General features: G+C 33.5%; 23 protein-coding genes and 1 pseudogene. 11 read left to right on the top strand and 13 right to left on the bottom strand.

Annotated elements, in window-relative coordinates:
- Positions 1-62: 62 nt before the first annotated feature.
- Positions 63-176, top strand: a pseudogene (locus AC1DEF_RS25475) (DUF8096 family protein); the annotation flags it as partial.
- A 178-nt stretch (positions 177-354) separates the two neighbouring features.
- On the opposite strand, the gene spxA reads toward AC1DEF_RS25475, so the two are convergent.
- Positions 355-756: a transcriptional regulator SpxA gene (gene spxA / locus AC1DEF_RS25470; protein ID WP_057244072.1), complete on the bottom strand. Its 402-nt coding sequence runs from the start codon at positions 754-756 to the stop codon at positions 355-357.
- Between the two features lie 617 nt (positions 757-1,373).
- Here spxA and AC1DEF_RS25465 point away from each other — a divergent pair.
- Both AC1DEF_RS25465 and AC1DEF_RS25460 read left to right on the top strand, forming a co-directional pair.
- Positions 1,374-1,550 carry a DUF8096 family protein gene (locus AC1DEF_RS25465; protein ID WP_098590895.1) on the top strand — a complete coding sequence of 59 codons (177 nt, stop codon included), beginning with the start codon at positions 1,374-1,376 and terminating at the stop codon, positions 1,548-1,550.
- A gap of 27 nt (positions 1,551-1,577) precedes the next feature.
- Positions 1,578-2,036, top strand: a complete 459-nt coding sequence (locus AC1DEF_RS25460; protein WP_053488007.1) for an SMI1/KNR4 family protein — start codon at positions 1,578-1,580, stop codon at positions 2,034-2,036.
- A gap of 674 nt (positions 2,037-2,710) precedes the next feature.
- Here the strand turns inward: AC1DEF_RS25460 and AC1DEF_RS25455 are convergent.
- The 3 genes from AC1DEF_RS25455 to AC1DEF_RS25445 form a co-directional block, all read right to left on the bottom strand.
- Positions 2,711-3,190: a site-2 protease family protein gene (locus AC1DEF_RS25455; protein ID WP_098334916.1), complete on the bottom strand. Its 480-nt coding sequence runs from the start codon at positions 3,188-3,190 to the stop codon at positions 2,711-2,713.
- A gap of 375 nt (positions 3,191-3,565) precedes the next feature.
- On the bottom strand, positions 3,566-3,691 hold the full coding sequence (locus AC1DEF_RS25450; protein WP_255257736.1) for a hypothetical protein: 126 nt from the start codon (positions 3,689-3,691) through the stop codon (positions 3,566-3,568).
- A 31-nt stretch (positions 3,692-3,722) separates the two neighbouring features.
- Positions 3,723-3,998 (bottom strand): GlsB/YeaQ/YmgE family stress response membrane protein, encoded by a 276-nt coding sequence (locus tag AC1DEF_RS25445; RefSeq protein WP_029324143.1) that lies wholly within the window; start codon positions 3,996-3,998, stop codon positions 3,723-3,725.
- A 277-nt stretch (positions 3,999-4,275) separates the two neighbouring features.
- On the opposite strand from AC1DEF_RS25445, the gene AC1DEF_RS25440 reads away from it, so the two are divergent.
- The gene (locus AC1DEF_RS25440) at positions 4,276-4,716 is read left to right on the top strand and encodes a cell wall hydrolase (protein WP_013084397.1); all 441 of its coding nucleotides are present in this window, start codon (positions 4,276-4,278) and stop codon (positions 4,714-4,716) included.
- A 399-nt stretch (positions 4,717-5,115) separates the two neighbouring features.
- On the opposite strand, the gene AC1DEF_RS25435 is transcribed toward AC1DEF_RS25440, so the two are convergent.
- The gene (locus tag AC1DEF_RS25435; RefSeq protein WP_275800592.1) at positions 5,116-5,298 is read right to left on the bottom strand and encodes a YolD-like family protein; all 183 of its coding nucleotides are present in this window, start codon (positions 5,296-5,298) and stop codon (positions 5,116-5,118) included.
- Positions 5,299-5,804: 506 nt separating this feature from the next.
- Between AC1DEF_RS25435 and AC1DEF_RS25430 the strand changes: the two genes are divergently transcribed.
- Positions 5,805-7,034 (top strand): NAD(P)/FAD-dependent oxidoreductase, encoded by a 1,230-nt coding sequence (locus AC1DEF_RS25430; RefSeq protein WP_477727599.1) that lies wholly within the window; start codon positions 5,805-5,807, stop codon positions 7,032-7,034.
- Between the two features lie 359 nt (positions 7,035-7,393).
- Here the strand turns inward: AC1DEF_RS25430 and AC1DEF_RS25425 are convergent, their stop codons facing one another.
- The 3 genes from AC1DEF_RS25425 to AC1DEF_RS25415 form a co-directional block, all read right to left on the bottom strand.
- Positions 7,394-8,473 (bottom strand): lysozyme inhibitor LprI family protein, encoded by a 1,080-nt coding sequence (locus tag AC1DEF_RS25425; RefSeq protein ID WP_477727598.1) that lies wholly within the window; start codon positions 8,471-8,473, stop codon positions 7,394-7,396.
- 114 nt (positions 8,474-8,587) lie between these two features.
- Complete coding sequence (locus AC1DEF_RS25420) at positions 8,588-8,809, bottom strand: DUF3006 domain-containing protein (RefSeq protein WP_098366796.1); 222 nt, start codon at positions 8,807-8,809, stop codon at positions 8,588-8,590.
- Between the two features lie 2 nt (positions 8,810-8,811).
- Positions 8,812-9,660 carry a ComEC/Rec2 family competence protein gene (locus tag AC1DEF_RS25415; protein ID WP_477727597.1) on the bottom strand — a complete coding sequence of 283 codons (849 nt, stop codon included), beginning with the start codon at positions 9,658-9,660 and terminating at the stop codon, positions 8,812-8,814.
- Between the two features lie 471 nt (positions 9,661-10,131).
- Between AC1DEF_RS25415 and AC1DEF_RS25410 the strand changes: the two genes are divergently transcribed.
- Complete coding sequence (locus AC1DEF_RS25410; RefSeq protein WP_477727596.1) at positions 10,132-10,476, top strand: hypothetical protein; 345 nt, start codon at positions 10,132-10,134, stop codon at positions 10,474-10,476.
- A gap of 183 nt (positions 10,477-10,659) precedes the next feature.
- Here AC1DEF_RS25410 and AC1DEF_RS25405 read toward each other — a convergent pair whose 3' ends face one another.
- Positions 10,660-10,887 (bottom strand): helix-turn-helix domain-containing protein, encoded by a 228-nt coding sequence (locus tag AC1DEF_RS25405; protein WP_108674990.1) that lies wholly within the window; start codon positions 10,885-10,887, stop codon positions 10,660-10,662.
- Positions 10,888-11,143: 256 nt separating this feature from the next.
- Here AC1DEF_RS25405 and AC1DEF_RS25400 point away from each other — a divergent pair, with 256 nt between their 5' ends.
- Positions 11,144-11,665 (top strand): hypothetical protein, encoded by a 522-nt coding sequence (locus tag AC1DEF_RS25400; protein WP_477727595.1) that lies wholly within the window; start codon positions 11,144-11,146, stop codon positions 11,663-11,665.
- Positions 11,652-11,816, top strand: coding sequence for a hypothetical protein (locus tag AC1DEF_RS25395; protein WP_477727594.1), 165 nt, complete (start codon positions 11,652-11,654; stop codon positions 11,814-11,816). The genes AC1DEF_RS25400 and AC1DEF_RS25395 overlap by 14 nt, the downstream gene beginning before the upstream one ends.
- A gap of 674 nt (positions 11,817-12,490) precedes the next feature.
- Here the strand turns inward: AC1DEF_RS25395 and AC1DEF_RS25390 are convergent.
- The 4 genes from AC1DEF_RS25390 to AC1DEF_RS25375 form a co-directional block, all read right to left on the bottom strand.
- Positions 12,491-12,787: a hypothetical protein gene (locus AC1DEF_RS25390; protein ID WP_477727593.1), complete on the bottom strand. Its 297-nt coding sequence runs from the start codon at positions 12,785-12,787 to the stop codon at positions 12,491-12,493.
- 19 nt (positions 12,788-12,806) lie between these two features.
- Positions 12,807-13,595, bottom strand: coding sequence for a ParB N-terminal domain-containing protein (locus AC1DEF_RS25385; RefSeq protein ID WP_477727592.1), 789 nt, complete (start codon positions 13,593-13,595; stop codon positions 12,807-12,809).
- A 110-nt stretch (positions 13,596-13,705) separates the two neighbouring features.
- Positions 13,706-15,007, bottom strand: a complete 1,302-nt coding sequence (locus AC1DEF_RS25380) for a replication protein (RefSeq protein WP_477727591.1) — start codon at positions 15,005-15,007, stop codon at positions 13,706-13,708.
- Positions 15,008-15,589: 582 nt separating this feature from the next.
- Positions 15,590-16,153, bottom strand: coding sequence for a helix-turn-helix domain-containing protein (locus tag AC1DEF_RS25375; protein ID WP_098278860.1), 564 nt, complete (start codon positions 16,151-16,153; stop codon positions 15,590-15,592).
- A 507-nt stretch (positions 16,154-16,660) separates the two neighbouring features.
- Here AC1DEF_RS25375 and AC1DEF_RS25370 point away from each other — a divergent pair.
- From AC1DEF_RS25370 to AC1DEF_RS25360, 3 genes are all read left to right on the top strand, one after another.
- A complete protein-coding gene (locus tag AC1DEF_RS25370; protein WP_477727590.1) occupies positions 16,661-16,918 on the top strand; it encodes a hypothetical protein in 258 nt (85 codons plus the stop codon).
- Between the two features lie 224 nt (positions 16,919-17,142).
- Positions 17,143-17,772 (top strand): HAD-IA family hydrolase, encoded by a 630-nt coding sequence (locus AC1DEF_RS25365; protein ID WP_098278858.1) that lies wholly within the window; start codon positions 17,143-17,145, stop codon positions 17,770-17,772.
- Positions 17,773-17,774: 2 nt separating this feature from the next.
- Positions 17,775-19,163: a sensor histidine kinase gene (locus AC1DEF_RS25360; RefSeq protein WP_477727589.1), complete on the top strand. Its 1,389-nt coding sequence runs from the start codon at positions 17,775-17,777 to the stop codon at positions 19,161-19,163.
- Positions 19,164-19,167: the final 4 nt, after the last annotated feature.

Below are 19,167 nucleotides of genomic sequence, written 5' to 3'. Positions count from 1 at the left end.
TAGTCATGTACAATATGTATCAACCTTTATTTTCTATGTTTTTTTTCGATTTGGGTCTTGATAATAAGGTCAGTGACAGATGCGACAACTGCAATTCATCTTACTTCAAAAGTTCTGTAAAAGGTGGTATTTTCTTACGCGAATGTCGGGAATGCGGCATGAAGAAGAGTATCTAAGTATAGAGGATTATATAGTAAAAGGAGGAGGGTTTTTACCCTTCTCCTTTTTATGTAGGTGTAGTTGTGTTTACTCATTTTTAGAATCTGAAATATATACCTTACTACACTGCCGATGCCTTTTATTACAATCTACTTTAGAAGTTAAGGCATCCGTTGATCACTATTCCATTACCCTCTAATGATCACCTACTACTGCCTGTTCTGTCATCGTGAAAGTACGAAGTTTCCGAGGAATAAAAGCTCTTATCTCTTCCTCTTTATATCCGATTTGCAGTATTTTACGATCTTGTATAATAATAGGTCGTTTAAGTATAAAAGGATGGCTCTTTATCAAATCATACAGACCCTGTAACGACAGTGCATCAATCTCTATATTTAACTTTTGAGGGATCTTTGACCTTGTAGAAATAATTTCATCTGTACCCTTTTCTGTCATACTAAGAATATTTTTAATTTCATCTTCTGTAATAGGTTCATACGATAGATTTCTCTCAATATAATCAATTTGATGTTCCTCAAGCCAAGCCTTTGCTTTTCGGCAAGAAACGCAGCTGGTTGTCGTATATAGATTAATCATTTTTTACACCTCGTCTATATGTATTTTTTTCTATCTTTAATTAATCAATGTAAATAAAAGTAGATAGATTTCTAATAAGTAAAAGCCACTTGTATACTACAAGTGGCTTTTTGCTACGTTGAACACATTAGGTAATTCATGTATTATTCCCATCACCATTATAACATAGTTTGTGCATCTGTTTAATAAATTTCCGGTCTTAATATGACTAAAAATTTGAGATATATGATTAAGAACGATACTAACCTTCTATATTTTATAACAAGGAAATGAAACATATAATTCCACTTTTTACAGCGCAGCAAGTGTGTTAAAGAAGGAGATTGAAATGATGTAAAATTGGAGGATAATTAAGCTTTATCTTTAATAGTGAGGTGTGTAAAAATAAAGGCCAAGTTTATCTTACATACTACAAAAAGGGACAATGTATTACAGAAAAGGGATTCATCCAATCTGTTGATTCCCTGGGGAATTTGTTTGTTTTTATCGATGAAGTATTCGAATTAAAAAATAAAATGAGGTTAAGTGAGCTAATTTATGTTCGTTTTACATAAAATAATGTCACCTTCGCTTTTTGTGGTAAGCTAATAAAAGGCAATTAGAAAAGAGTGATCGACATGGAAGAGAAACAGCAGCAAGAAATAGATCTTGATAAAGTGTATGAATACGATGAATTTCCGGATAAAGTTAGTGGAAGATGCGATCACTGCAACTCAGCTTACTTCAAAAGTTCCGTAAAAGGTGGCGTTTTCTTACGTGAATGCCGCGAATGTGGGATGAAAAAGAGTATTTAGTTGGTACTGATTGAAAGGGTTGGGGAAATGAGAGATATTTGGGATGATGGATACAGTCAATCAAAAAAATTAACAGAAGAAATGGTCAACGAAGCAGAAAAGAAGTTGGGTGTAAAGTTACCAAAATCCTATATTGAATTATGTAAAATACAGAATGGGGGCTCTTTAAAATATTGTGACTACCCTACCTCCGTTCCAACAAATTGGGCAGACGATCATGTAAATGTCCCTGAGATTTATGGAATAGGGAAAGAAGGCATTTTATCCAGTGATTATTATATAGAAGAATGGGAGTTACCAAAAGATATTGTTTTACTATGTGGAGAGGGACATTGGTGGGTTGCATTTGACTATCGGGATACAAAAGATAACCCTCCTATAATTTATATGGATTTAGAATGGGGAACAGACATGCTTATTTTTGAATTAGCTCCTGATTTTGAGACCTTGGTAAATGGCTTATTTATTTATGAAGATGAAGAATGACTACATTTATACAATACAAAGGAACTGGCATTCAATTGTCGGTTCTTTTGTATTAGTGTCATATGATTTGATTCACCAAGCTCTCCCTTTTCCTCCTTACATTCTACTTTAGTCCTTATGTCTCGTCCATTTCATGAAAAAGATAAGCTATTAGGCCAACCACATATTTTTTATGTAAGATGTTTGAATTTTATTTTTTGGGTTAAAATCTATAATCAACTAACTTTTTTAACAGTATGTGATCCATGTGACCTTCTACTCTCTATGGGTAGAAGGTTTTTTTATCTGTTTAAGTTCTTTCCTTTTGGGTATAAAAATAAATGTAAAGTTATCTAAGTCACCTACCTTTGTTTATATTATGTTTTATCTTGCCTTCTATCTATAAGATAGAGGGTTTTCCTATGTACTCTGTTTAAATGATAATTTTATTGGCAATGAATAAATGTGTTACCTTTCTCGCAGGGTATACAATGACATTTCAATCACACAAATGACCTTCTACCTGACAGGAGTAGAAGGTTTTTTGATATCAATTATTTATCAACATCAACACTAATGGCTCAATTAACCATATTATTTAAAGTGATTTTATTTTTATCATCTACTTCATTACGTAAAAGTGAATCCCATGTAGCTTCGCAAACCTATCGCTTCACATCATTATTTCAGCTTTATTAATCGGGGTTACATGTTATTTTTCCATATCTCAATGCATCATAAATAGCACGTCCATCGCTTGAAGTTGTTTCTGTAAATTTAATAGGCAATAGTGAGAAGACAATATAATAAACAGAAAAATAGACAAACTGGTAAGAAAAGAGACTTGCTGAAAGGATGTCAGTCATAACTAAACCATTTATAAGGAAAATAGCAGCTAAATTAGCAATGGCACCTCCAGCATAGACACAAGCATGGGTAAATCGGTTATCGTATTTTAGTTTTTCATATACACAAAAAGAATCTAAAAAGTAGACTGATTTTATTTTGATTTTTCTCCATTTAAAAATGGTTTTTCCTTTTCCAATGGTAAAATCTACTCTCCCTCCGAAAAAAATTGCCATGATAGAATGTCCTAATTGGTGAACGAGAGATACAAGTGGTAATACAAGTAAGAAAGAAAACAAGAACTTGGGCATATCACTGAATCCAAACACACTTCCATCTCCTTTATTATGAAATAATTTACTAAATAGTTAGCTTATTAAGGTAGATAAATTCTTATTAACAGTGAACAGATTTTCCCAACAAAGAATGTGCCTTTTTTGATCATATGTATAATCCTTCATTTGACACTTCGAAAGGACTTTAATCAATGTATAGGACCAATCATTTTTTACTAAAGCAAGAGTGGAAATGATCAATAATCTTTGAGCTTTGCTATGAAGAAGATCTTCATTTTATTTTTTTACATTCTCCATAACAATAAACGACCCTATGTATTGTAACCAAAGTTACTAAGGTCGCTTATGCTATATTCTGATTTATTATTTTTTTCTCTTTTTCTTTGTAATGAAATATCTGGTTTCTCATTAAGTTTCTGACAGAACTTCACTATCATGATTAATTTGATCGAACAAATAAGTAAGGTAAGATTCTAATTCGAATTGATTATCTTCAACAAAATCATCTAACACAGGCTTACTTTCTTCTCCCATTTTTAATCACTCCAACTTAATTTTTTTCGGTTTATTTTGCATGATGACCATGATTGTTTTTTTGTCCCATTTTTCTTAGAACAAAGCTTACAATTAACACCAGAATGATTGCTCCAATAATGGCTGGAATGATGGCAAAACCACCAACGACTGGTCCCCAACTTCCCAAGATCAGACCACCTAACCAAGAACCAATAAAACCAGCGATAATATTACCAATAATGCCTCCAGGAACGTCACGCCCTGTAATTAAACCAGCAAGCCAACCGATAATTCCACCTACAATTAGCATCCATAGAATACTCATACATCATTCTCTCCTTTTGAAATAGTTAGTTGACTTTACCCCAGGTTAAAATCTATTAATCCTGTTATTTTTTTCCACGACAAAGTTTTCTTCTTATGTACTAAGATCATATAGCTTTGCTTGCAATCTATTTTTGTTCTTTTGGACACCTTCTAATGTCTCGTCCATTTTATGAAAAATATAAGTGACTAGACTAACCCCAGCGTATAAATTGCTATCTTATAAACAATGACATCAATATAGGCTTTTTTTCATACTATATTTTGGAGGTGAGTACATGGCAAGAGTAAGTTACCGAAGTGCAGACATTAACCTAATGGCAAGGATGATGCGAGCAGAAGCTGAAGGTGAAGGAAGACTAGGGATGTTATATGTCGGAAATGTAATTGTTAATCGTCTTGCAGCAAATTGTATAGACTTTAAAAATTTAAGAACCGTTTCACAAGTCATTTATCAAGTACAGGGGGGGAACTTTTCGTTTGAAGCTGTTCAAAAAGGCAATGTATTTTATCAAAGAGCGAGAGGTGTTGAAAAAAGATTAGCAAAGCAGAATCTGGATTATTGGAGACAACACCCAGCGAAATTTGCTCTTTGGTATTTTAATCCACATGCTCCGTGCCCTCCAACATGGTACGGTCAACCTGCATCTGGTCAATTTAAAAATCATTGTTATTATGAACCAAAACCTGATACATGTGCTAGTGTTTATAGAGGTTAGATTAGCAAGGAATTATGATTAATTCTGGAGTAATATGGGGGATCTGCGAATACAACATTTTAGTCGTAAGTGCTGGTAGCTAGCGTTATTTATTCAATGCAACTCCTATAGATTATGTGCAGTAGTCCGTTTAAAAAAACTTCCCCCCACTGTAGCCTATTTCTTTAATCTTTGTTTTGATGTATTTTTATCTAGCGAAATAAAAAGGGAACTTCCTAGTTAGTAGGTATTCCCTTGTTTCGCATAAGCAGTTAATCAAATGAAACAAGAAATAGTACTAATAAGGTAAATAAATCATAAAAAAAGAGGAAGAGAGTTCTCTTCCTCTTTTTTTATAGCGTTATCATTAACATTCCCTGTAATAAGCATATTAAATAATGTAATTACACGATGATAGACTTAATGAATTTCAGTAATGCCTGATAAACGAATAGAGAATATATTGTGTTGTTCATCCTCTAGAGAAAGAGTTTGATCATGAAGATTAAGATTATTTACACGTCCCTTACATGTTTGTAATAAACCGTTTTGATAATAGTTAATGGTAATGACACCTTTCTTTCTTAATGCTTTCAATATCATGCTCCGTTCTCCTTTCTTCCTAATAACTAATGTAGGAATGTGTTATTCAAATAAGTAATTATCATGAAGAATTTGTGAGAAAATCATACAAGTTAAAAGTTATATTGTTTTATATTATTTAGTATACAATAAACCTATAGGAAACGCTTACATTTTATTGTGTAAACTTTGTGAACTTTCAACAGGAAGAAAGCTCAAAGAATAAAAGAGGAAAAGAAATATATGTCTAGAATCTATATCTATGTTTCAATCCATCTATTGTACCTTCCTATAAATGAGCTTTTATTTAATGCTTAAAATATCATTCCGATTTTTAGCGCAAATTCTTTTTAATTGTTTAACAGGTGGAAATTCCCTGTACTTAATTCGTTTTAACTTCCATACTTTATGTATGTAGCATACCCTTGTCAATTTACCTCATTGCTTTAACTCGTAAGAGCATTAGTTTTAGAATCCTTCTAATGGATACACAAATTAATAATTGTACTTGGAAACGGAGCGATACGATGAATAAGACGTATGATGTCATCATTACCGGTGCTAGAGTTGCCGGCTCTACTCTTGCTATTTATCTTGGGAAGGCAGGTTTCCATGTGTTGTTAGTAGACCAAGCGACCTTTCCCAAGGATACTTTATCAACCCATACTTTTTTCAATAATACTGTCGCTCTTCTTCGAGAGATCGGTGTCATGGACAAATTATTGAAAACAAACGCCCCACCGGTACAGGATATTAAATTTCAATTTGAGGATACCGCGATAGAAGGACTCATCCCTAAGGTTGACGGAGAAGAAAGTTGTTACTGCATTAGAAGAACTTATCTCGATCAGATCCTACTTGAACAAGCCAAATCACAAATGAATGTAACCGTTCTAGAAAGGTTTCGTGTGACGGATATTATTCATGCTGACGATACAGTAGTAGGGGTGGAAGGTCTAGATGGCAATAACGAGAAACAAGAATTTTTAGCTGGCCTGGTAGTCGGGGCAGACGGCCGATCCTCAATTATTCGCAAGCTGGTAAAAAGTGAACTCAAAATAAGCATTTCGGCAAAAGTCGGCATCTATTTCGGGTACTTCTCTGAATTTCGCCATGACAATGTCCCTAAATTTGAAGTATACAAGATAAAAGATAACACAGCCATTCTCTTTCCAACGAATGATAATTTATATGTTATTGCCGGCATTTTCCCATTAGAAAATAAGGAATTGATAGGACGATTGAAATTAAATCCAGAAAGCAGTCTACGCAATTTCTTAACAGATAACTTTCCGAATACAACAATAGGGACGCGTTTAAAAAATGCAGAATTAGTAGAACCGATTAAAGGCATTCTCAGATATGATAATTACTGGTATAAAGGAATGGGAAAAGGGTGGGCGTTGGTTGGAGATGCAGTTTGTTTTAAAGATCCTGGCATGGCACAAGGTATCCATGATGCTATATGTGGAGCACGTATATTATCCAATATTCTCTCAAAATATAAGGGACAATCCAATCAATCAAATCAAATATCTGAAGAATATCAAAAGGCAATAGAAGACGAGTTTATGGTTCGGTTTCACATGGGATGTCAAATTTCGCAGAATGAACGCATCTCTGAACAACAGAATGCTGTCAATAAGCTAATCAGTTCTCATCCAGAGGCTATAGATAAGTTTTTAGGGATTTATAATTACTCAAACGAGCCCGATGCTTTAGAAAAAGAACTCACACGAATTATGCAATCAATCTAGCAATGAGGGGAAGGTAAACCGAGAGCAGGAAGGGATATATCGAAAACAAAGATTTTATTCTGTTACGATTAGTACATTTTATCTAAAACATACTCAATATAAAAAGCCACTTGTTTTATACAAGTGGCTCTTTGTTACGTTGAATACATTAAATCATTCCCATCACTATTAGAGAAGTTTATGAATCTGCAAAGAATGGTGTTAGCTAATAATAGTCAGATAGCAATGGAAGAGAAATAACGGCAAGAAATAGCAAGAGCAAATGTGTATATGTGTGATTTATAGGATGGCATATACACACATAACAATGAAGATATCCAATACATAAAGTTCCACCATGTAAATATAGCACTTTCTCATTATTTCATATAATAAGTAACTAGCTCGTAGCAACGTTCTCTAGTCATTTCGTGTAAAATACGAGCTTCTTCAGCATAAGCTAAAGTTCCTCCTCCAGCTTCTTTCAACTCTTTTTGAGAAGCAGCATCTCTATCTTTAATCCATTGACGTTGTTTGATTTTTAGATCATTCATTTCTGATGCAGGTAATTGGTTTTTTAATTCACCATAGATATCGTTCAACACCTTGTCCCACATTTGATAATTTGCTTCAGAAGCTTGTCTTCTGTCACTATCAATCTGATCATTAACTGGTTGCACTTCACTAGCTCTAGTTTGTTCGAGTAAACCAAAATAATAAGCTTTTTTGCTATTAGTTATCGTTGTAGCTGAACTATTTATTGATGGAGTGCTTGTAGTTGGACCAGTCTTTGATACAGTAGTAATCGGCCCATTTTTAGCTATATCAGTTAAGTATAATTGATTATTGATAAGCACAGCTGTGTACATCCAATTGTATTTATTTGTTTTTTGAGATCCATCTGGTTGTATAACAGATACGGTCTCTACAGTTTGTATTTTATAAAGAGGCCCATCAGAAGAATTACCTGCTTTCGTAAAATTCACTACAGAATAATCTACCCAGTTCTCTTTAATACCCTTCTTATATAAGTTGCTTACCAATGTTTGTTGGTCATTATATAACGAACCTTTTAAAACATTTCCAACGTTACTGAATTGGCCCGTATTAATTGCAGTTGTCAGTCCATTTATGTAGTCAGCCATTACTAGAGCTGCTGTATCTTTAGTAACAAAAGCTTCGTCGGAGACTGTATTTGAATTAGTTGCGTTTTGCTGATTACTATTTTTGTGAACAGCACTCGCCTGATCGCTACCTTTTATAGTTGAGGATTCTCCAGTATTGTTTTCTGTAGCATTATTACTATCTTGATTCGTTTTAGTAGCAGTATTATCACTGGTCTCCTGGCTACTAACCTCCCCAGTTTTTCCTAGTTTTGAATCGACCTTTTCTTCTTGTTGACAGCCAGAAACCAGTAAAGAAGTTACCGTCATTAATAAAAAAACACCTTTTTTATACATAGTTGTTCCCCCTAGAAAGTTGTAAAATTAATTTACAAAAAAACAGTCCCAAAGTAAGAGACTGTCATCTTGTCCTTTATGGTAGAGCAGTAATACTTCATCAGTAACTAGTTTTTAGTCCTCCCAGAGCTCATTCATTAAGTCTTGGATTTCTTTTTCTCTTTTTTTAGTTTCTTGCCTATCGATCGTTACTTTATTTCCAGTAATGTAAACGACATCTCCAACTTCTGTATCCTTAGGAAAGATATCTTTTGGGTAATCCTTTGTTTTCCCTTCGATTTCAACAACCGCAAATCCCTCTTCAAACCGATCAATAATACCTTTTATCTTTTTCATAATTACCTCGATTTTTTAACAGAATAAGATGTACCATCGCCCGTAATAATGATTGTCCCACTTTGATCTGTTCGTAAAATACTTGCTTTAGCACCTTTTAGCAAGTTCACAACTTGAGAAGTAGGATGACCATAACTGTTTTTACCTACACTAATGACAGCATACTTAGGTTTTACAGCATCTAAGAAATTCTTACTTGTAGACGTTTTAGCGCCATGATGGCCAACTTTAAGTACATCTGCACGTAGTGTTTTCTTTGCCTTAATCATATCTGCTTCTGCTTTTGTTTCAGCATCACCTGTAAATAAAAATGTATTCTTCTTATAAGCCATGTGTACAACAGCACTCCAGTCATTTAAATCACTGTTAGCATATGTTTTGGTAGGCCCTACAATTTGAGCATTTACATCTTTAACAGGGAGCTTTACGCCTGCTTGTGCCGTTTTAATCGTTAATTTTTTCTTTTTTACAGCATTTAAAAAGTCTTTGTAAGCTTGAGTGTTATTACTTACTTTCGGTGCATAAACATTTTCTACTTTGAATGCATTAATAACTTCATCTAACCCACCAATGTGATCAGCATCAGGATGAGTAGAAATTAATACTTCTATATCATCGACCTTTTGTTTCTTTAAATAACTTACAACTGCATTTCCTTTACCTTTGTTTCCCCCATCAATAACAATGTCCTCACCATTAGGCGCTTTAATATAAATACTATCTCCCTGACCGACATCAATATAATGTACCTTCATAGTTTTAGGTGTTGCTGCGTATGATGAAGCCGGAGCTACAGCAATTCCTATTCCTATAGCGAGCGAAGAAACAATTTTGATAACACGACTTTTCATTGTTTTATCCCCTTTTAATAAATGTATTTTCATCTGTATTGTTCATTTATAGCAAAATTAATTTTACTATATGAAACTATTTGTTAATACGATAAAATTGAATATTTTTACTTATGAAGGTGAAAAAAGTCATGTTATATGTAAAGATAAGTAACAAAATGGAGGTAAATAGTAATGAAATGTGCTATTTTAAGAATAAGGTGAGATTGACATTTAAGGAGAAGCTGACCTTACAATTAAGCCACTATATAGAGTTAATCGTAAATTCACCAATATGTATAATTAGCTTGAAAGAGAGGTGTTTTCGGATACTATGTTACAGGCAAACAAATAGGGATGATGGATGTAGAAGGTAAGCAACAAAGTATTTGTTATGAAAGGTGTTTCTATACTACATAATCCAATTTAGCTTGAGCTCTGTGGTAACTGTAGTTTGACTGTTTTTAAAATCTTATAAAGGAGGGCATATGAATGAAGAAAGAGCTCTTATTTGAATCGTATGTCTTGCTGTTTGATATTGAAATAACAATTGTAAGTATAATAGAAAAAGAAATGACCACACATTATGGACATTTATGGCGACAAATTTTTTTCGCTGAAGGTGGAACTCAACTCTGCGATACTATCCCCTTATTATTCCGATTAAATCTTCTTCAAGATATCTTCACTGATCATGAATTACACGACCTATGTATATTAGTAGATATAAAAAACACTTTGAATCAACAATCAACTATTTCTCAGGATGATTTTGACCACCTTAAGTATTTCTCTCACCAACTAAACAGAAAGAAGTTCCTCTCATTATCTATATAACTTTATTCACAGTGAAAAATCTAAAAAAACCTAAGCATAATAAGAAGTAAATAGAAGTTATACTTTTAAGCACTTAATGAATATGAAAAGCCTACTTATATAAGAACAAGTAGGCTTTTCTGCTACGTTAAAGTCTATAAAACATTTACGTATCATTCTCAAAACAATTATAGCATTATCTATTTACATTTGTAGAAAATCTTCTACTTTTACATCTTTCTTTAATCTCTTTAATCCTCTATTTATTTTATGTACAGTTGAAAATTTTGGTATGTACTGCTTATCGTTACACAATCTTGAAATCGTATGACGGCTCAGATTTGTTGCTTGTTCTAGTCCTAATTGGTTTATATCCTCTTGTTTATCTAACCATCTTCCAAAACGTGTTCTTTGTTTTCCTAAGCCTAGCATTACTATAACTCCTTTTTAGACCCAGTATGTCCTGTATGTTGTTTTTTTAAACTTTGGCAAAAAAACAACATATAGGACAAGCATTAGCTCATATCATAAATTAAGACGTCAGATAGAGACGTCAGATAAACCATCAGGAATGGAGCGAATGAAATGACAAAAGAATTAGCAATCTCGTTATTGAATCGAAAAGACGTCTATTTGACGTTAGAAGGTAAGCAGATGTTAGAGGTCATGTTGAAAGAGAAAAACGCGTATGAAGAAAAATAAGAAGCCTAAAAATCACGTAGACACCTATCGACCAACCGTGCGGTATCATTCTATGTATCGTACATATGTAGATAGTCTGTTTCAGGCTACGGAGTTAGATCGAAATCAAATTATGAGGTGTGCGCTTTTTACTGCAGCGCACAACCCTGTTTTCTTAGCATTAATGAATCAATATAAAATGAGTGACGTCCCTCTCCCCTACTCTCCGTGGCAGCCTTCTTCCCATCCATTATGGCTGGAACAAGAGCCCAACATCGAAGAGAAAGGAGGAGGAGAACATGATGACCTTGAGCGAAAAGGAACGTCTACAAGTACTTCTACGTTACTTGGAACATCAACAGATGGCCAATCAATGTCAGGAACAACTATTGAATCCGACCGACAGCCTTCTACCAGTGAAAAGGCAGCAGGGCCTGCAAGACGTCAGCAACCGATCGAGAGACGAACAAGGACGTTTCCTACCTTACAATTATCAAACAATGGAGGAATCAAACTTGATTTCAGGTAAAGAAGTAGCCTTACAACGAAAACTAAAAATAGAACCGATTGAAGGTACTTATAATAGCTATGCGGTGAATGAAAAGGAAAAGAGGGATTGGAGTGGGAATATCTATTTAGCTTGTGTGGCAGCGATTTTAGCGATAGCTTTTTTTACCTGACGTCTTTTTAGAATAGTGTCGATATTTTGGTCATAAACATATAGCATGAATACAGTTAAGACCGCCTTATAGACTGATACATAATGGGCGGTCTTTGTTGTAAATATTCATAGATATATACAATTATCATAAAAAAAGGCACGCATTATAAAATGCGTGCACACTAACAAAGAATCTTGAATATTAGATAATAGGGATATTACCTATGAAGAAAAAACCTATGAAAAAGGATTGCACCTTTATTTTATCAAAGGAATACTTGCCATTGAATATGGCGATAACATCAATTTATTGGATGTAAATGGTATACATTAAGGAAATTAGTTACAATTAATATTATTTATTAAATAGTAAACCAGAACTTTAAAGTGTATGTTCTTATAATCAATAAGCCTATTCTTATAGAAACTGAGCTTTTTTAGAATAAAAGATTATACACTTCCAGTGTAACATTTTATTATTTGGAGAAAATTTTTGCGGAAAATCTTTTTTTATTGGGTGCTACTTGCTATTTTGTAATGTTTAACAAACGTCTCCTCCATTAAGTGTCCCGTAGGCCTCACGAAATTAATGATCTTTTAAATTTCCTCATGTCTTGGTCGTGTCTTTGTAACGTAATCTTTGGACGTAGCTACACCAATTACTCTTCCCATCTAAATCCTACTTAAAATGATCTACTTTTTATCTGCATTCTCTGCTTGATTAAAATATTTAATCGTTTTGATATCCCCATTTTTGAACACAATAATCTTTTCATCTTCATGAAAAGAAACTTCTTTAATTTCATTTTCATTGTCATCTTCGGGCTCTTCGATTGAATGAACGAGACAATGGACGGCTTGATCTAGCTTTCTTTCAGCTGTATTCAAAAAGGATACATTCAGGCCTAAATTTGCAAGAAACTCCCGATGCTTTTCCAATTCATCAGACGCCTTTTGAATATATTCAATCGCTTTTTGTTTATTATTCATCTAGTAGACTCCTACACCCTTATTTTTGATATTCATAGACAACCGGAACTTTTTCCATTTTGATAGTCTTAGCCACTACATAACGACGGTAGCCATCCTTTAAGACCTTTGAGCCTTTTTCAATCGTCAATGGCTCATCTAAGCGTCCTGTACGCTTCACAAAATCAATGACCTTTTGCGTCTTTTCAGGATTTGGGCGGTTCTTTAAAAACTCTTCAGGTACGATAATGTCATCGAAGTTCAACAAATCCTGTGTTCCTTTTGGCTGGTTCGGTATTGTTTTCTGTTTTGGTTCAGTCTTTTTCCCTTCTGTAGGCTCTTGTTGAACTTCTGGCTGAACAGCTTTCACTTCTTTCTTGTCTTCTTTTGCTACAGGTTGAGAAACAGGTACTTGCTTTTCATCCTGTTTTTTAGGCTCCGTGTTCTTTTGTTCTTGAGAAGGCGCAGAATCCTCTTTTTTAGGTTCATTTTTCGCTTCTGACTCATTCTTCTCTTTGTCATTTTTATTCGGGAGAACGGTAATTTGAAAACAAATCACCCCTACTTCACCAGGGCATTCATCAATCGGAATATCTAACGTTGGTTCCCCTTGAATTAAAATCTTTTCATGCATGATGCTTTTCTTCGTGAGGCCTGTTTTATTAAAAGCTTTTTTCGCAACAAACACTGTATACGAAATAAAGGTACTCTTCTTTAATCCTTTAGGCGCAGATGGTGACCCTTTTTCACGCATATCAAAGGCAACATAGCGATCGTATTCTCGTAATGGTCCTGTAGCTGATCCGGTTAACGTAATTTTATGTGGCATAATAGTCTCCTCCTGCGTAGATTATTAGTTATTGTTCATTTAGAACACAGTTCTAAATGAACATATCCTATTAAAACATCAGCTTCTAAGGAATTTCTACTTTTTTTTGATTAGGAAGCTGTGTCTTTTAACTTATTGTGTTGACGCAAACATTCTTGTTCCTCTGGTGTTAAAGCTTGTCCTAGATCTTGTTTCAATTGGGCTATTTCGAACAAACTGTACGTAGAACTGTGTTCTTGCAGCAAGTTCTCTTCTTCTGGTGTTAGTTCTTGTTCTAAGTCTTGCTTCAACTGAATCATTTCAAGCTGTTGTTCCACTGTAACTTCTGCTTCTTGTGTAGGTTCTTCTTGCTGCTGTTCAGCTTTTAACCAATCTGGAACGAGTTCCTTACGGATAATATGTTTAGGTTTAGCCAATGTTGTTGTTTCGCTTTCGTTATGTATAACTTCTTGTTGGTTTGCGTATACTGGTGAATAATCCTGCTCTTTAGGGTTTACCAATTCATAGAATTGATTTTTCGCAATTTGATAGATTAATCGACACATATCCCGTAGGGATAAAGGATTGCCTTGTTGATTGGCTTCATGCACATATTTATCTAATCCCACAATGGATGTATACGCAATTTCATGCACTTGCTCTTTCTTAATCTCAATCTCAGTATCTCGTTTTACAGCTTTTGCTGCATTTTGAATACGAGCATAGAAGTCTTGTAGTTGATGTCCATACTTACCTGCATAGACTTGATTGACTTTCTTAGGCACACCTTTGATATAGGTGAAGGCCTGTGAAACAGACATTAAATGATTATTTATATGATTTACAGGTAAATCAAGGTTAATAAAGGCATCAGGTGATTTATTGGTCTCTAAGCTTGGTGTATCAACATTTTCAGTACTTTCTGGATGCGTCACAGGACATGTCACTGGAGTGGTCATTTCTTCTTGCTGAAGCGTTTGTACACCTGTTGTATCATGAGCAAAAAAGATTTCGTCGCAAATGTGATGAAAGTTTTTATGGCTTTTAAGGATAAATACATAACTATCAGGATGAGTACCTGTTGCATCCTCTTTAATGTAACGTGCCACAAGTACAAACGGAGTCGCTTTTAACGAGCGTACAAAACGAGAAACCGTACTTTTGGAAACATTAAATTTCTTCATAAGCGTTTCAGAACGGATGGCTTGAATGCCCGTAGCCACTAGGTTATAGATGACGTGATCGAGCATTTCCATTCTCTTCTTTGGAAATTCTTTATGTATAGCAGATTGTTGTTGTTTAAAGTGGGTACGAAGAATGTCTAAAAACTCTTCTTTCTTTTTACGAAGCGTGGACTTGTTGGTCCATAACCATTTGAACCGTCCATTGAAGGTATCTACATCTTTTAAATAACAGGTTAATATTTTTGTCATTTGTTCATCTTCTCCTTTAAGGAACACAAAAAAGACACTGTTTCCCTGGAAAAAGGAAAACAATGCCTTGATTTTGATGAACTAAGCCCTTGAAATAGATGTCAATTTCGTATAAAATAAAAACATAAGTTTTATTTTATAGAAAAACTAAATCTATTAACAAGAGACTTCGACAAGTGTTTTCCCTACCGTAATTAGGGTGAACGGTTTAAGAGTGTTGCTGCACTACTTAAACAGTTGAAGTCTTTTTTCTATTCCGGACATTTTTGTTAGTTTAATTATAGCGTTAAGTAGTCTTATAATTCAATAAAAAATTAGTAAAATATATCAAAACAAGTATATTTAGCTACGCAGATGCCATATTAGTGTAGATATTGAGTCCATCATATATGAGATTTTTAGTTTTGGGGAGGGGAATTTTTTTTCCCCTCCCCAATTAGCTTAGAATATGTTAAAATTATTGTTTTTTTATGCCAGAAACATTTAGATTATGTAAATCTTCAAATGAGAATAACCTTTTTAGTAGATGGAGACCGACCATATAAATAAAAGAACCCTAACGATTAATTCGTTGGGGTTCTTTTATTTACCAAATAGTTTTGAGAAGAAGCCTTTCGGTTCCTGTTGTTTGTCAGCATGAAGCTGTCGCATAGTATCTATTAACATTTGATCACGTTCAAGTTGTCGTTTTTCACGCTCTGCTGCTTTTTCTTCATTAGTTGCCGCGGTTTGTCGCATTACTTCAGCCATTGCTTGCATAGCACTTGCCATTTTTTCATTTTGACGTGCTAAATCTTCATTTTGTGATTCCAGCGTTTCAACTTTCGTTAGGATAGTTTTATATGCTTCAGTTAATTGTGTCAAAACTGGAGCATTCTCATTTGTTTCCCCTTCAACAACAATATCATGACCTTCCGAAGCAAGCAAAGCACGAATATAATCATTAGGATGCCCTTCGGCTTTCAAGTCTTCTATAAGTGACAACACAGGAAAAATAGATTCTTTGTATTTCTTTGTCCGGCCTTTTCCGACAGTGTGCGGTTCTACAAATTCCTTATATGTATGGAGCCAATCATAGACACTAGACCTTGAACGCCCTAGTTTGTCTGCTATTGCCGTTAAAGAATACACTTTTTCGTAATCCATTGCGAAAAACCTCCTTTAAAAAATACATCATGACATAATGATAACATAATAGAAACGTTTTATACCGTACAAAACAACATTTTGAACAAATAAAGACATCAAGAAAACAAATAGTTTCGTACAAAACGACATCTTGTACATCTTTCCGGCTAATCTTCGGACAAATGACACCTTTAGTTGAACTTGTTGGAGTTGTGGTTTAACTTGTCCGAGATGTAGTGTGCGTGTACGGTTAGTTAAGTTCACCTTTGGTTGAACTAAAGGTAGTTTTAAGTGAACTTGAGGTGAACTTATTCAGGGGTAGGAAACGTATTTTTATTCTATAGCGATATTTATCTTTATTAAATGTGAAAGTGAGACATCTTTAAATACAAGCTTCGGATTAAAGACATGTTAGTTAATGTACAAAAGATGGGTAGGGGCTGTTGGAATATTGGATACTGTAAGTTAAAGTTAAGGTGTAATTAGTTATTTTTGTAAACAAGTATAATTATAGGAGGGAGTTACATGAAATTACTGAAAAATAGTATAACTAAAACCATTACATTTTTTCTTATAATTAGTTTGATTCTTGTTTTTTTATTCACTATAAAAGGTTTGCTGTTACAATTCCTAGGAGCAGCACTGCTTATCGTTGTAGCAATTATTTGTATTCTTTTATTTTTTACTATCTTTGGCCCAATAATATTGGGGGTTCTTGCAATTGGAGGGGCAATCTTAGGTTTTTTCTTAATTATTGGAATAATAGGATGGTTTTTTATGTAAGAAATCAGACTATTGAACGTCATTTTTTGGTATAAAAAGTAAATTAATGAATAATATTCATTTTTGTGTTAATAAAAAACATTTATTTAGGTCAAATATAATCATCTAACAACTATAGTAAATGTAAATAAAAGGATTTATGTTCTATTTGAAATCAAATGGTAGTTTGATACGATAAAGTAAAACTAATGTTCTATAAATTTAAAAAGTTCTAGGAGAATTATATGAAAAAAGTTATACTGTTTAACTTCAATGGCACTATTGTAAATACGAAGCTTTTAGCAATTGATATTTTTAATGAAATTGCTAAGAAGCAAGGTTATAAGGAAATTAGCGAAGAAGAGGTATTACATTTAAGTACATTATCAATACGTGATCGTTGTAAGACGCTCAATGTACCTATATATAAGATGCCTCTCGTTGGGATTGCAATAAAAAGAAGATATCAAACATACATTCCTAATTTAAAACCTGTACTTGGAATAAGTGAAGTTCTTAAAGAATTAAAAAAACAGGACTATAAATTAGGTTTTTTAACAAGTAATAATCAAAATAAAATTGATGAATTTTTGATGAATAATACAATCAACAGCTTTGACTATAATCACTATTCATTTAACCCTTTCTCTAAATCAAAAGATATTTCATCTTTTCTAAAAAATAATAGATTAAAAAAAGATGAGGTTATTTACGTAGGTGATGAATTAAGAGATATTAAAGCAGCTAAAAAAAATGGCCTTTTTTGTATAGCAGCTTCTTGGGGATATGATTCAACAGAGCTTTTAAACACAGGTAATGCAGATTTTGTGGCAAAGCAACCAAAAGATATTTTAGACTTTTTGTCCGGCACTTAAGAATGTTATTTATATTTGTTTTTAATTTACTATTTGCCATTATCCTGTTTATTACCCAACCTAAAGAAAATGAAGCAAATCGATGGATGATTACTTTTGCAATGTCTGGGGGGATAGGTGCATTATCAGAGGCCTTATTAACTGACATTATACCTGGTGTACAAAGGTTTGGCATCGAGAATGCCTCCCATATATTATTTTTAGCACACATATATTTGCAATTTTTAGGTGAAGTTATTTCTCCCTATGCTATTCTAATGTATTCAATTGTCTATTCACAAATAGTTAAAGGTAAAAGAAAAAAAGCTTTAGCTTATGTGCTTTCTTTACCAATGGTTTTTATGATATTTTTCACTGACTTTCATCCAGATATAGATATTAACTTTCGCATCCTTTTGATTTGGTCTGCACCATACTTTTTGATTGCTAGTTTTATTATGTTCTGTACATGGCGTGATGAGATAAATGTTTATCAAAGAGAGCAAAAGTTTCGAGTCTTTATTGTGCTCGTCCCTGCATGGTTAGGTGTATTTATATTTAATTACGTTCTTAGGGCTATTGATTCACAGACAGAGTTGTTTCGAATTGTACCTATGTTTTTCTTCGGGGCTTATATATTCTTTATTGGATATATCTTTCTAAATGGTGCCTTTGGAATTAAGGTGAAAGTAGAACAACAGCAAATATTAGATAAGTCCATTCAAATAATGAATGGGGGAACAGCTGTATTAAATCACACTATTAAGAACGAAATAAGTAAAATAAAGTTTTTCTTTAATATTGCTCAAAATTCTATTGAAAAAAGAGATCTAGATGAGGCCGAGAAAGCAATTGATTCAGTTTTTTCTGCAATTGAAGGAATAGATAACATGGTGGATCGTATTAGAGCAAAGACAGAAGAAATTGTTCTAAAAGAAACAAATGTAGAAATGGTAAACTTAATCACAGATTGTGTACGTGGAATAGAGAAGATTTTTAATGCCAGAGGTATCAAAATAAAAACTGAATTCACGGTTGATACAATATTATATGGCGATCCAATTCTTTTAAAAGAAGTAGTAAACAATATCTTAAACAATGCTATGGAAGCCATTATTGTGACAGAAGGGTTAATCCATATTCAAATGTTCAAAATGAAAAATGGTGGAATTAGTATTGAAATTACTGACAATGGAGTTGGGATCTCAAAAGAAGAATTAAATCGTATTATGGAACCCTATTTTTCTACAAAGAAAAACATTAAAAATCATGGTTTAGGACTTAGCTTTTGTTATAAAACAGTTAGAGCGCATGATGGTGAACTTTCAGTACATAGCGAAGTAGGAAAAGGGACTTCAATGATTATTAAACTTCCTAAATCTAGGATAATCTCTACAAAAATTAGTTCATAACCAA

The organism is Priestia sp. 10L35, from assembly GCF_056395685.1.
This window is presented reverse-complemented; position numbering and strand designations above follow the sequence as displayed.

Excerpts from the sequence above, each read along its gene's own strand:
- AC1DEF_RS25435 (WP_275800592.1), bottom strand. The coding sequence starts at position 5,298 with ATGATATTGAAAGCATTAAGAAAGAAAGGTGTCATTACCATTAACTAT.
- AC1DEF_RS25450 (WP_255257736.1), bottom strand. The coding sequence starts at position 3,691 with ATGGGAGAAGAAAGTAAGCCTGTGTTAGATGATTTTGTTGAAGATAAT.
- AC1DEF_RS25410 (WP_477727596.1), top strand. The coding sequence starts at position 10,132 with ATGAAGAAAGAGCTCTTATTTGAATCGTATGTCTTGCTGTTTGATATT.
- AC1DEF_RS25430 (WP_477727599.1), top strand. The coding sequence starts at position 5,805 with ATGAATAAGACGTATGATGTCATCATTACCGGTGCTAGAGTTGCCGGC.
- AC1DEF_RS25405 (WP_108674990.1), bottom strand. The coding sequence starts at position 10,887 with ATGCTAGGCTTAGGAAAACAAAGAACACGTTTTGGAAGATGGTTAGAT.
- spxA (WP_057244072.1), bottom strand. The coding sequence starts at position 756 with ATGATTAATCTATATACGACAACCAGCTGCGTTTCTTGCCGAAAAGCA.
- AC1DEF_RS25415 (WP_477727597.1), bottom strand. The coding sequence starts at position 9,660 with ATGAAAAGTCGTGTTATCAAAATTGTTTCTTCGCTCGCTATAGGAATA.
- AC1DEF_RS25460 (WP_053488007.1), top strand. The coding sequence starts at position 1,578 with ATGAGAGATATTTGGGATGATGGATACAGTCAATCAAAAAAATTAACA.
- AC1DEF_RS25375 (WP_098278860.1), bottom strand. The coding sequence starts at position 16,153 with ATGGATTACGAAAAAGTGTATTCTTTAACGGCAATAGCAGACAAACTA.
- AC1DEF_RS25420 (WP_098366796.1), bottom strand. The coding sequence starts at position 8,809 with ATGAAAAAGATAAAAGGTATTATTGATCGGTTTGAAGAGGGATTTGCG.
- AC1DEF_RS25440 (WP_013084397.1), top strand. The coding sequence starts at position 4,276 with ATGGCAAGAGTAAGTTACCGAAGTGCAGACATTAACCTAATGGCAAGG.
- AC1DEF_RS25385 (WP_477727592.1), bottom strand. The coding sequence starts at position 13,595 with ATGCCACATAAAATTACGTTAACCGGATCAGCTACAGGACCATTACGA.
- AC1DEF_RS25380 (WP_477727591.1), bottom strand. The coding sequence starts at position 15,007 with ATGACAAAAATATTAACCTGTTATTTAAAAGATGTAGATACCTTCAAT.
- AC1DEF_RS25425 (WP_477727598.1), bottom strand. The coding sequence starts at position 8,473 with ATGTATAAAAAAGGTGTTTTTTTATTAATGACGGTAACTTCTTTACTG.
- AC1DEF_RS25445 (WP_029324143.1), bottom strand. The coding sequence starts at position 3,998 with ATGAGTATTCTATGGATGCTAATTGTAGGTGGAATTATCGGTTGGCTT.
- AC1DEF_RS25390 (WP_477727593.1), bottom strand. The coding sequence starts at position 12,787 with ATGAATAATAAACAAAAAGCGATTGAATATATTCAAAAGGCGTCTGAT.
- AC1DEF_RS25365 (WP_098278858.1), top strand. The coding sequence starts at position 17,143 with ATGAAAAAAGTTATACTGTTTAACTTCAATGGCACTATTGTAAATACG.
- AC1DEF_RS25360 (WP_477727589.1), top strand. The coding sequence starts at position 17,775 with ATGTTATTTATATTTGTTTTTAATTTACTATTTGCCATTATCCTGTTT.
- AC1DEF_RS25465 (WP_098590895.1), top strand. The coding sequence starts at position 1,374 with ATGGAAGAGAAACAGCAGCAAGAAATAGATCTTGATAAAGTGTATGAA.
- AC1DEF_RS25400 (WP_477727595.1), top strand. The coding sequence starts at position 11,144 with ATGAAGAAAAATAAGAAGCCTAAAAATCACGTAGACACCTATCGACCA.
- AC1DEF_RS25370 (WP_477727590.1), top strand. The coding sequence starts at position 16,661 with ATGAAATTACTGAAAAATAGTATAACTAAAACCATTACATTTTTTCTT.